The 11,195-nt window shown below is 74.7% G+C and carries 8 protein-coding genes; 1 reads left to right on the top strand and 7 read right to left on the bottom strand.

What is annotated here, in order from left to right; all coding sequences use genetic code 11:
* Positions 1–9: 9 nt before the first annotated feature.
* Both AB0927_RS03955 and AB0927_RS03960 read right to left on the bottom strand, forming a co-directional pair.
* Entirely contained in the window at positions 10–1,218 is a 1,209-nt protein-coding gene (locus tag AB0927_RS03955; protein WP_366665910.1) for an SGNH/GDSL hydrolase family protein, read from the bottom strand.
* Positions 1,219–1,337: 119 nt separating this feature from the next.
* On the bottom strand, positions 1,338–2,285 hold the full coding sequence (locus AB0927_RS03960; RefSeq protein ID WP_366665911.1) for an alpha/beta fold hydrolase: 948 nt from the start codon (positions 2,283–2,285) through the stop codon (positions 1,338–1,340).
* A gap of 99 nt (positions 2,286–2,384) precedes the next feature.
* Between AB0927_RS03960 and AB0927_RS03965 the strand changes: the two genes are divergently transcribed.
* Positions 2,385–2,999, top strand: a complete 615-nt coding sequence (locus tag AB0927_RS03965; protein WP_366665912.1) for a TetR family transcriptional regulator C-terminal domain-containing protein — start codon at positions 2,385–2,387, stop codon at positions 2,997–2,999.
* Here the strand turns inward: AB0927_RS03965 and AB0927_RS03970 are convergent.
* From AB0927_RS03970 to AB0927_RS03990, 5 genes are all read right to left on the bottom strand, one after another.
* The gene (locus tag AB0927_RS03970; protein ID WP_366665913.1) at positions 2,957–3,481 is read right to left on the bottom strand and encodes a methylated-DNA--[protein]-cysteine S-methyltransferase; all 525 of its coding nucleotides are present in this window, start codon (positions 3,479–3,481) and stop codon (positions 2,957–2,959) included. The two genes, AB0927_RS03965 and AB0927_RS03970, sit on opposite strands and share 43 nt — an antisense overlap.
* Positions 3,478–4,878 carry an AlkA N-terminal domain-containing protein gene (locus AB0927_RS03975; RefSeq protein ID WP_366666055.1) on the bottom strand — a complete coding sequence of 467 codons (1,401 nt, stop codon included), beginning with the start codon at positions 4,876–4,878 and terminating at the stop codon, positions 3,478–3,480. The genes AB0927_RS03970 and AB0927_RS03975 overlap by 4 nt, the downstream gene beginning before the upstream one ends.
* Positions 4,879–4,971: 93 nt before the next feature.
* Positions 4,972–7,674, bottom strand: coding sequence for a SpoIIE family protein phosphatase (locus AB0927_RS03980; protein WP_366666056.1), 2,703 nt, complete (start codon positions 7,672–7,674; stop codon positions 4,972–4,974).
* 243 nt (positions 7,675–7,917) lie between these two features.
* A complete protein-coding gene (rsgA, locus tag AB0927_RS03985; RefSeq protein WP_366665914.1) occupies positions 7,918–9,036 on the bottom strand; it encodes a ribosome small subunit-dependent GTPase A in 1,119 nt (372 codons plus the stop codon).
* A 250-nt stretch (positions 9,037–9,286) separates the two neighbouring features.
* A complete protein-coding gene (locus tag AB0927_RS03990; protein WP_366665915.1) occupies positions 9,287–10,969 on the bottom strand; it encodes a DUF6880 family protein in 1,683 nt (560 codons plus the stop codon).
* Between the last annotated feature and the right edge of the window lie 226 nt (positions 10,970–11,195).

The following is an 11,195-nucleotide window of genomic DNA, read 5'->3' on the forward strand; positions in this document are numbered from 1 at the left end:
CCTCGCGGGTCAGTCCGGCACCGGGAGCGCCCCGTGGACGGTCTCCGCCACCGCCGCCATCCCCGCGTCGTTGAAGTGCAGATGGTCGCCGGGGTCGTACGCCGGGAGGATGCGGGTCGGCTCCGCGGGGTCGCGTACGGCCGCGTCCGCGTCGGCGACCGCGTCGAAGGCGCCGCCGGTGCGGATGAAGGCGTTGACCCGCTGCCGCACCTCCTCGCGGCCGTCCGTGTAGGCGGCGTATCCGCGGAACGGGGTGAGGGTGACGCCGACGACCCGGATGCCGCGGGCGTGGGCGCGGGAGACGAGGGTGCGGTAGGCGTCGGCGTAGGCGGCGGGGTCGTTCGCCGGGGGCAGGCCCTTGATGTCGTTGACGCCCTCGAAGACGACGAGGATCCGCGCCCCGGCCCGGTCGAGGGCGTCGGCGTCGAGGCGGGCGAGGGCGCTCGGTCCGGCGCCGTCGCGCAGCAGCCGGTTGCCGCCGATCCCGGCGTTGAGGACGCCGAGCCGGTGGCCGAGCAGCCGGGCGGCGAGCCGGTCGGGCCAGCGGCGGTTGGTGTCGGGGGTGGATCCGGTGCCGTCGGTCAGGGAGTCGCCGAAGGCCACGACGCTGCCGTTGGCACCGCCGAGGACGTCGACGCCGGTGACGTAGTACCAGGACCGGACGACGGTCGTGTACGACGACCCGCTTTCGTCGGCGGCGTGGCCCGCGCCCTCGGGGGCCAGGTAGCTGGTCTGGAGGGCGGTGGCGTGGTAGGTGGCCGGGCCGTCGTCCTCGGGGGTGTACACGGTGACGAGGAGGTCGGCGGCGTCCGGCACGGTCAGCCGCACCCGGTCGCTGACGGTGTCCTGCCCCGGCGGGACGGTCACGGTGGGGGCGCCCCTGAAGCTGACGGCGCGCAGGGTACCGGGTGCGGCGTCCGGTCCCGGCGCCCGGCGCAGCGCCACGGTGACCGCGCCGAGCCGCAGCGGCCCGGTGCCGAGCCGGTTGCTGAGCCGGATCCGTACGGCGGTGCCGCCGATGCCGAGATGGACGACGTTGCGGACGGCCGCGCCGGGTACCGCGGCGGCGGTGCCGGACGGCGCGGTCTCCCAACTGCCGGTCCAGTGCGGGGCGTCGGCCGCGACGCGGGTTGCGGCGGCGACGTCCGCGGTGGCCCGCGCGCCCGGCAGGACCAGCGCCAGCAGCAGGGCCGCGAGGACCCCTCTCACCTTGCCCATGTACGCCCGCCCTTCCCCGTGCTCCGCCGGAGGCGACCGTGCCACAGCACCGGGCCGCGCCGCCGCACGTCCGCCGCGATGCCACCCGCTCGGCCCAACAGCCCGCTCGACTCGGAAGGTCAGGCGGTGACCTTGTCCCGTTCGGTGCCGGCCATGAAGTCCAGCATCAGGCGGTTGGTCGTCCCGGCGTGGTCGATCTGCGGTCCGTGACCGGTCTCCGCGATGATCTCGGCGCGGGCGCCGGGCACGAGCCGGGGGACGCGCTCGGCCTGCCGGTCGGGGTGCACCAGCAGGCTGCGGCGGCCGAGCAGCAGGTACAACGGCGTGCGCACGGTGGCCAGTTCGGCGTCGGTGAGCGGCTTCGGCGCGGGCCGGCGGATGCGGTAGGCGCGCACGCCGGTCCGGACCATGGCGCGCAGCTCGGGCACGACCAGCACCGGCTGCTCCAGCCAGGACGCGAGGCGCGGCCGCAGCGCCTTGGGGGCGAAGGTGGCGAACAGGCTGACGAAGATCCAGACGAAGAAGCGCAGTCCGACCTTCTCCAGGCCGCCCGGGTCGAGCAGCGTCACCGAGGCGAGCCGATCGGGCGCGCGGTGCGCCTGGTTGAGGGCGAGCCAGCCGCCGTAGGAGCTGCCGACCAGGTGCACCCGGTCGAGGCCGAGCCCGGCGAGCGTCTCGTCCAGCCACCGCGCGGCGCGCTCGGGCTCGTGGAGGGGGGCGCGGTGCACACTGCGGCCGGGGTCGCCCGGGGTGTCGATGGCGTAGACGGTCCGCTCGGCGCAGAGGTCGCGGGTGTTCGGGTACCACATCGCCGAGCAGCTTCCGGCGCCGTGCACGAGGACGACGGGTGTCCGGTCCGGGGCGGCCGCCCCGGACCCGGCCGGCGGGTCGTACCGGTAGACGTGCGTGGTGCCGAAGGACGTCTCCACGTCCGTCTCGCCGGTCGCGGGCGCGCCCAGCGCGTACAGCGCGTCGCAGGCGGCGAAGTAGCGCTCGCGCCAGGTGTCGCTGACGTAGCGGCCCACGTCGGCCGGGGGTCGGGGTGCTGCGGGCTTGGACACGGCCACCTCCGGGGCAGTCGATTTTTCGTGATACGAACGTACCACATCGATGGTACGGCTGTACCATCAAGGCGACCGGACCGCGAAAGTGGAGGAGGCCGGACGATGCCCAGGCGCGTGGACCACGCCGAGCGGCGGACGGAGATCGCGGAGGCCCTGGTGCGGGCCGCGGGGCGGCTCGGGCTGCACGCCGTGGGGATGCGCGACGTCGCCGCGGAGGCGGGCGTGTCGCTGCGGCTGGTGCAGTACTACTTCGAGTCCAAGGAGAAGCTGCTGCTCTTCGGACTACGGCACCTGGCGGGCAGGTTCGGGGAACGGGTGGCCGCGCGGGTCGCCGCCGCGGGACCCGCCCCCGGACCGCGCGCGGTGATCGAGGCGCTGCTGGCGGCCGCGCTGCCGGTGGACGCGGAGAGCCGTACGTTCCACCACCTCTACACCTCGTACGCCGTCCTCTCGGTGACCGACGAGGCCCTCGCCGCCCAGCCCTTCATCAAGGACCCCGACGCGGCGGAGGCGACCGTCGCCGGGCTGCTCCGGCAGGCGGCCGACGCGGGGCAGCTGCGCCCCGGCACGGACCCGGGCGCGGCGGCCGCCGGACTGCTGGCCATGTCGGCCGGCCTCGGCACCGGCGTCCTGGTCGGCCAGCGCACCGCCGAATCCGCCACCGGCGTGCTCGCCTACCACCTGGACCGGATCTTCGAGCCCGCCGGAGATGCGTAGGCCTCCTCGCCGTTGAGCGCGCCCTCCAGGGTCAGCAGCCGCACCTTGCGGTCGAGGCCGCCCGCGTAGCCCGTCAGGGAGCCGTCGGCGCCGATCACCCGGTGGCAGGGGCGCACGATCAGCAGGGGGTTGGCGCCGAGGGCTCCGCCGACGGCGCGGACGGCCGCGCGGGGGGCGCCGATCCGGGCGGCCAGTTCGCCGTAGGTGAGGGTGGTGCCGTACGGCACCTCGTCGAGGGCGGCCCAGACCCGCCGCCGGAACTCGGTGCCGTGGGCGCGCAACGGGAGCCGGAACGCGCGCAGTTCACCGGCGAAGTAGGCGTCGAGCTGCGCCCGCGCCTCGGCGAAGGGGCCCGGGTCCTGCCGCAATCCCTCCGGGACGTCCCGCGCGCAGTGCAGCGAGGTGAGCGCGCCGTCCGGACCGGCGGTGAGGAGCAGCCGCCCGAGGGGCGTGTCGAGGTGGGTGAAGCATCCGGCGGTCATCGGTTCCGCTCTCCTGTCACGTCAAGGTGTCGTAGGGCATATGTCCGCCAGGGGCGCCAGGCGTCGGGCGCCCGGACGCCGGGCGGGGCCACGTCGGGATCCCCGAGCGCGCGGGCCCGGAGCACGGCGGCGGTGGCCGCGTCCATCCCCGGCAGCGCGAGCAACCGCCGCTGCGCGTCGTCCCGGTCGGCGCCCGCGTCCAGCCGCAGGGTGCCGTCGGCGAGGGCGGTGGCGAGCGCGGCGAGCGCCGCACCGGTCTCGCCCCCGGCCGCCGCCAGTGCCGCCGGTTCCGGGAAGAGGTGGGTGAGGGTGCCGTTCGGGGTGTCGAGGGTCTTGCCGTACTCCTGGACGAGGCGCCCGCACCCGGCCGGGCCCAGCAGAGCGCGGGCGGCCGGTTCCAGGGGGTCGACGGCGCCGGGCGCGCGCAGGCCGGGGCGGGCGGCGACCAGGGGGGCGAGGCGGGGGTCGGCGCCGAGGCGTTCGTCGATGGCGTACGGGTCGGCGTCGAGGTCGAACAGCCGCCGCAGCCGCTGCACGGCGGTGGTGAGGTCCCGTGGGTCGGTGAGGTGCAGGCGGGCGTCCAACCAGCCGCCCGGGTGCGTGCCGGTGCCCGCGCGCGGCGCCCGGGTGCGCTCGGCGACGGCGGCGACCCCGGTGCCGTACGGCAGCCGCAGGGTGCGCCGGTAGGTGCGCGCGCCGGGCCGGCCCGTGACCTCCTCGACCCCCGGCACGGCCTCCCGCGCGAGCTGGTCGAAGACGGCGGCGGCCTGGTAGGGGCCCCGGTGGGCGAGCCGCAGCGGGATGCCGGTGCCGGAGGCGGCCCGGCGGGCACCGCCGCCGCGCGGGGCGGTGGCGCGCATCTGGGTCGGCGTCGCCGCGTACACCTCGCGGACCGTGTCGTTGAACTGCCGCACGCTGGCGAAGCCGGCCGCGAACGCGACCTCGGTGACCGGCAGGCCGGTGGTCTGGAGCAGGACCCGCGCGGTGTACGCCCGCTGCGCGCGGGCCAGCGCCACCGGACCCGCGCCCAGCTCGGCGGTGAGCTGCCGCTGCACCTGCCGGGCGCTGTAGCCGAGACGGGTGGCGAGCCCGGCGACGCCCTCGCGGTCCACCACGCCGTCGGCGATCAGCCGCATGGCCCGGCCGACGGCGTCCGCGCGGACGTTCCACTCCGCCGACCCCGGCACGGCGTCCGGCCGGCACCGCCGGCAGGCCCGGAACCCGGAGCGCTGGGCGGCGGCGGCCGTCGGGTAGAAGCGCACGTTGCGCCGCTTGGGCGTCACCGCGGGGCAGCTCGGCCGGCAGTAGATCCCGGTCGTCTCGACGGCGAAGAAGAACGCCCCGTCGAACCGCCCGTCCCGGCTGCGCACCGCCTCGTACCTGCTGTCCTCGTCCATCACGGGTTCCAGTGTGGCCCCTGGCCGGCGGCACCGGCTGGCGGAAAACGGACACGGAGCCGGCAGGCCCGGAGACGGCTGGGCCAGAGAGGGCTACAGGCTCTCCCACTGGTCCAGGATGTCCTCCGTGCTGTCCTCGTCCGCGCCGCCGGCCGGCGGCCCGCCGTCCTCCTGGGGGGCCAGCTCGGCCCAGATCACCTTGCCGCGGGCGGTGTAGCGGGTGCCCCAGCGGCTGGCCAGCTGGGCGACGAGGAACAGTCCGCGGCCGCCCTCGTCGGTGGCCGCCGCCCGGCGCGGATGCGGGGCGGTGCTGCTGCCGTCGGCGACCTCGCAGATCAGGCTCCGGTCGTGCAGGAGCCGGACGCGGATGGGCGGGGAGCCGTAGCGGACCGCGTTGGTGATCAGCTCGCTGAGGATCAGCTCGGCGGTGTAGCCGACGTCCCCGAGCCCCCAGGCCTCCAGCCGGGCGGCGCACTCGGCACGGACCGGGGCCACGGCCGCCGGATCGCGGGGCACCTCCCACTCGGCGACGTGCTCGGGGCCGAGCAGCCGGGTGCGGGCCACCAGCAGGGCCACGTCGTCGATCGGCCGGGCGGGCAGCACCGTGTCCAGGACGGCCGTGCACAGGGCCTCGGGGCCGTGCCCCGCCGACTCGGCCAGCGTGTCGCGCAGCATGTCGAGGCCGGTGCCGATGTCCCGCTGGCGGTCCTCCAGCAGCCCGTCGGTGTACAGCACCAGTTGCGAGCCCTCCGGCAGCTCCAGCTCCAGCGTCTCCACCGGCATGCCGTCGCCGAGGCCCAGCGGCGGGGAGACGGGCACGTCGGGGAAGGTGGCGGTGCCGTCGGGCAGGACGAGGGCGGGGCCGGGGTGACCGGCCCGCGCGATGGTGGCGCGCCCGGCGACCGGGTCGTAGAGCGCGTACAGGCAGCTCGCCCCGGTGACGTGCGCGATGCCGTCGCGCGCGACCCGCCCGTCCCGCAGCGAGCCGTCGACCGCGAGGTCGCCCAGCTCGTCGCTGTCGATGCGGCTGACCAGTTCGTCCAGGTGGACGAGGAGTTCGTCGGGGCTGAGGTCGAGGGCGGAGAAGTTGTGCACGGCGGTGCGCAGCCGGCCCATGGTGGCCGCCGCGTGCAGCCCGTGCCCCACGACGTCCCCGACGACCAGCGCCACCCGGGCGCCCGGCAGCGGAATGACGTCGAACCAGTCGCCGCCCACCCCGGCCTGGGCGGGCAGATAGCGGTAGGCCACTTCGAGCGCGGACTGGTCGGGGACGCCCCGCGGCAGCAGGCTGCGCTGGAGGGTGACGGCGGTGGTGTGCTCGCGGGTGTAGCGGCGGGCGTTGTCGATGGCGATCGCGGCACGGGCCACCAGTTCCTCGGCGACCGCCCGGTCCTCCTCCTCGAACGACTCGGCGTGCGCGGAGCGCCAGAAGCTCGCCACGCCCATCAGGACACCCCGGGCCCGCACCGGCACCACCAGCATCGAGTGGATGCCGTGGGCGAGGATGCGGCGCGCGTTGACGGGGTCGTACTGCTGCCATCCGGTGTCCTCGCGCAGATCGGGCTCCAGGACCGGCGCGCCTGAGCCGAAGCCGATGGCCTGCGGGGTCTGCGCGGCGAAGTCCGTGAGGGTGCCGACGGGGTACAGCGGATGGTCGGCGTCGATCCCGGCGAGGGCCGTGCGGCGCATCGTGGTGCCCTCGGGCTCCCCGCCGCGCAGGACCGAGTCGAGCAGGTCCACACAGGCGTAGTCGGCGAACCGGGGGACGGTGAACCGGGTCAGTTCGTCGGCCGTGCGCTCCACGTCGAGGGTGGTGCCGACGCTGCTCATGGCGTCGTACAGCAGCCGCAGCCGCCGCTGGGCCACCGCCGCGCGGCCGGTGACGTCCCGCAGTTCGGTGGTGTCGCGCAGGGTGATGACGCAGGAGGGCCGGCAGCCCTCGGACCCGGTCGGCCGGACGCTCACCGCGAGCAGCCGGTCGCCGGCCTCGCACACCTCGTCGGTGGCCGGGCGCTCGGCGGACAGCAGCGGGGCGAGGGGCCCCGCGAGCCCGAGATCGGCGAGCTGCCGCCCCTCGGCGTCCTCGGGGAGGCCGAGCAGGCGCCGCGCCTCGTCGTTGGCGAGCAGCACGGTGCCGTCGCCGGAGACGATGAGGACGCCCTCGCGGGCGGCGTGCAGCACGGCGTCGTGGTGGTCGTACATCCGGCGCAGCTCGGCCGGTTCCAGGCCGCGGGTCTGCCGCCGCAGCCGCCGGTTGACCAGGGCGACGCCGGCCGTCGCCAGCAGCAGCACGCCGCCGCCGGCCGCGAACAGCAGGGGGAGCTGCCGGATCACCTGCTGCTCGACGCTGCGCACGGTGATGCCGGCGGTGACCAGTCCGACGACCTTGGCGTGGGCGTCGAGGACGGGCACGGTCGAGTACACGACCGCGCCGATGGGGGTGGCGGAGGTGGAGGTGTACGGGCGGCCGCGCAGCGCCCGCGAGAAGCCGACGGTGATGCGCTTGCCGATCAGGTGGGGGTCGGGGTGGGTCCAGCGGATCCCGGCCGGGCTGAACGCGACGAGGTAGTCGACGCCGGTCTCCTTGCGGACCTGCTCGGCGCGGGGCTGCAGGACCGCGGAGGGGTCCGGCGAGCGCATCGCGTCGAGGGTGCCGGGGGCGTGGGCGAAGCCCACGGCGGCGGCGAGGGTGCGGTGCCCCGCCTCGTGCAGACCGGCCTCGCGGGCCTCCAGCACCAGGGTGGTGCCGGCCACCGTGCCGAACAGCAGCAGGATGACGAACTGGAGGACGAACATCTGTCCGGCCACGGTCCGGACACCCGGCGGCAGCCACCTCAGCCGACCGGAGTCGGTGGCAGCCGGGGACGCTTCGGCGGGGGCGGAAGCATCCCGCCCCGAAAATAGGCCGAAACGCCTCTTCATGTTGCATTTCTAGCATTCGCGAAGGAAGGGGACATACTGCGACCTGCCGGGGTGGGGCGATCGAGGACGCCGGTGAGGCCGCCCCGGCCCGGGGACGGGGCGGCCTCACCGGCGGGGTCAGGACCAGCGGCCCCGCTTGGCCTGCATCGCCGCCCGGCCCTCGGCGCCCTTGAGTTTCCACTCGCGGCGGAGTTCCGCGCGCACGCGGGCGTCGGTCTTGGCGACGATCCACTGGTTCTCGCGGATCAGCTTGCGGTAGCTCTCCAGCCGCCGTACGGCCAGCTCGCCGCTGTCGACCGCGGAGCGCACCGCGCAGCCCGGCTCGCTCTCGTGGGCGCAGTCGTGGAAGCGGCACCGCTCGGCCAGTTCCTCGATCTCGGCGAACACCTGTCCGACCCCGCTCTCGGCGTCGTACAGGCCGACCCCGCGCAGCCCGGGAGTGTCGATCAGGACGCCGCCGCCGGGCAGGACGAGCAGGTTGCGGGTGGTCGTGGTGTGCCGCCCCTTGCCGTCGACGTCCCGGGCGGCCCGCACGTCCATGACGTCCTCGCCGACGAGCGCGTTGGCCAGCGTGGACTTGCCCGCGCCGGACTGCCCGAGCAGCACGGACGTGCCGGAGCCGACGAGGGCGCAAAGGACGTCGAGCCCGTCGCCGGTGTGCGCGCTGGCGCCGAGCACGGGCACGCCGGGCGCGCTGTTCTCGACGTCCTGGACGAGGTGGGCCAGGGTGACCGGATCGGCCACGAGGTCCGCCTTGGTGAGCACCACCACGGGCTGCGCCCCGGACTCCCACGCCAGGGCGAGGAAGCGCTCGACGCGGCCGAGGTCGAGGTCGACGGCGAGGGAGACGGCGACCACGGCGTGGTCGACGTTGGCCGCGAGGATCTGCCCGTCGGACCGCTTGGAGGAGGTGGACCGCACGAAGGCGGTGCGGCGCGGCAGATACGCCCGGACGTAGCGGGGGTTGCCGCCCGCCTCGACGGCGACCCAGTCGCCGGTGCAGACGACCCGCATCGGGTCGTGCGGCGTGACGAACGCGGTGTCGGCGCGGACGACCCCGCCGGCGGTGACGACGTCACACTGACCGCGGTCGACCCGCACGACCCGGCCGGGCAGGAGGTCCTGACCGGCGAACGGAGCGAACTCCGCCTCCCACCCCTCGTCCCAGCCGTAGCGGGACAGGGGGTGCGACGAAGCGGAAGAGGTGGAGGAAGCCGAAGGAGAAGAGAGATTCAAGGGAAACCCTTCACAGGGCAGCCCCGGCCGCGCGCACTCGTGGGCGCGAAGAAGACAGGAAGGATCAGCCGGAGGCCACGGAGGTGGAGTGGATGAACTTCTGGTTGCGGACAGCACCCGTCACAGAGACAGTCATCGGTCACACCTCCCGTTTCTCACTCGGCCGGCGGCAGCGGCCGACGGCCACTGCGTGAAGTGGATCCCACCCTAGAGGCGGCCGCGTTCCGGCGCCACCGATTTTCCGGCAGGGTCACAGACCGTGCTGGTCGAGAAGCCGCATCAGGTTCCGCTTTCGCTTGTGGCCGGCACGCAGAGCGGCGAGATACGCGAGGAACTCGTCCTCGGTGCCCAGACGGCGGTGGCAGTCGCCCATGCTCAGCAGGAGACCGGTCAGTTGCTCGTAGACGGCGTTGCCCGTCTGCTTCATGAGCGGTTCGGCCAGCCGCAGGTAGACCGCGAGCGCGTCGGCGGGACGGACGGCGCGGGATCGGTCCGCGAGGGCGAGCCACTGCCGGTCGTGCGCACGCGTTTCGGTCGCGGCCCGCCAGGCGGCGTCGACGTCCCCGTCGTCGAGCAGGGCGTCGACCAGGACCGGACCGCCGTACCGGGTCCGCTGTCGCTGCCCGGCGTCGGCGCGCAGGAGCACGAGCGCCTGATCACGCTCGGCCTGCCAGCAGCCCGTCGCCTGGGCCGCCGTACGCAACTGCTGGTACGAGGCCAGGGAGCGGCGGGCGGCGAACTGGACGCGACGCAGGGCGACGGCGTCGGAGAGCCTGTCGGTACGGGTGTAGCGGTCGCAGAGGTAGTCGACCAGGGCGATGTCGGGGGCGATGCCGTCGAAGGTTTCCTCGATGCCGCGCTCCGCCCACCGCAGGGCCTCGTCCGGGCGGCCCGCGGTGTCCAGTTCGTGGGCGACGGCCAGGTGGGTGCTGCCGTCCGGGGCGAGGTCGGCCGCCTGCACGGCGACCCAGCCGTCCACGTCTCCTTCCGCCCTGGCCAGCCGTTCCATCAGGTACTTCTCCGCCCACCCTGTGCGGTTGCGCCGCCAGGCGGCGGCCGCCGACTCCCTTACCCGGGCCATGCCGTGCGCGCCGAGGACATCCTCGTAGTCGAGGAGGTCGATGCCGGTGAGATCGTCCAGGTCACCGAGCAGATGGCCGACCAGCCACCGCGCGGTCTCGTCCGGGTCGGGGCGCCCCGCGCGGCACGCGTCGAGATGGGCTTCGGCGAGCGCGGCCCCGATGCGGCCCAGATGACCGTCGGAGTCGTCGATCGCCTCCCGCGCCTCGCCCAGCAGCCGCATCGCCTCCCGCGACAGTGAGACGGCGTCCGCGGCCCGCCCGTCGGCGGTCAGCGCGGCGATCGCGGACACCGCCTGCGAGGCCCGTTCGCCGTAGGCGTGGGCATCGGCGTACTCCACGTAGCCGTACCGTGCGAAGGGAGCGGTGTCGAGGAGTTCCCGGATCCGAGCACGGACCTCGGCCAGGTCTCCGCGGGCGCTCGCCGCCCGCAGCTCCAGCCGACGCGCCAACTGCCGGTCATCGGCGACCAGTTCCCGCACCAGAGTGAGCAACTCCTCCCTGGAAAGCGCCGCCAGCCACGCATCCAGTTCCTGAGCGCGGGTCCTGGCCCGGCCGCGCTGCCGCGGCACCGTCTCCGGCTCGACGAGCAACGTCAGGCCCAGGGCGACCAGATGCTTGCAGAAGTTGCCCTCCATGCCGTACGGGCAGTCACACTCCCCGGCAAGGCCGTCGGGTCCGTCGATGATCAGCTCCGCCTGGTAGGCGTCCGTCCCGTGGACGGTGGCCGTGACCCAGACGTCGCCGACCTCCACGGCGGTCACCGCGTCCAGATACCTCCGTCCCCGCTCGAAGGAGCGGGGCCCGGCCAGCGCCCGCAGGTCGTCCTCGTCGAAGTCCACGTCCTGTGCCACAGGGGCATTCAACCGGAAGAACGGGATGTGCGGCGGCGGTCACCTCGGCTCATCACCGATCATGATGGGTGTCAGAGCAAATCGGGTCTTGGACGGCCCGGGTGCCGATGCTGGACTTGGCGCGTGGCAGGCCGCTTCCGACCCGCCTGAAACCCCCTCGGCCCGGCTCACGGTATATGGATAGTAAATTTATTCGGCGAATACAGCACCCTGCGAGAACAGCACT

This window comes from Streptomyces sp. NPDC048106, assembly GCF_040706415.1.
GTDB lineage: Bacteria > Actinomycetota > Actinomycetes > Streptomycetales > Streptomycetaceae > Streptomyces.

What these genes read in the sequence shown, in the direction of transcription:
- AB0927_RS03965 (WP_366665912.1), top strand. Translation starts at nt 2,385, where the DNA reads ATGCCCAGGCGCGTGGACCACGCCGAGCGGCGGACGGAGATCGCGGAG.
- AB0927_RS03970 (WP_366665913.1), bottom strand. Translation starts at nt 3,481, where the DNA reads ATGACCGCCGGATGCTTCACCCACCTCGACACGCCCCTCGGGCGGCTG.
- AB0927_RS03955 (WP_366665910.1), bottom strand. Translation starts at nt 1,218, where the DNA reads ATGGGCAAGGTGAGAGGGGTCCTCGCGGCCCTGCTGCTGGCGCTGGTC.
- AB0927_RS03975 (WP_366666055.1), bottom strand. Translation starts at nt 4,878, where the DNA reads ATGGACGAGGACAGCAGGTACGAGGCGGTGCGCAGCCGGGACGGGCGG.
- AB0927_RS03980 (WP_366666056.1), bottom strand. Translation starts at nt 7,674, where the DNA reads ATGTTCGTCCTCCAGTTCGTCATCCTGCTGCTGTTCGGCACGGTGGCC.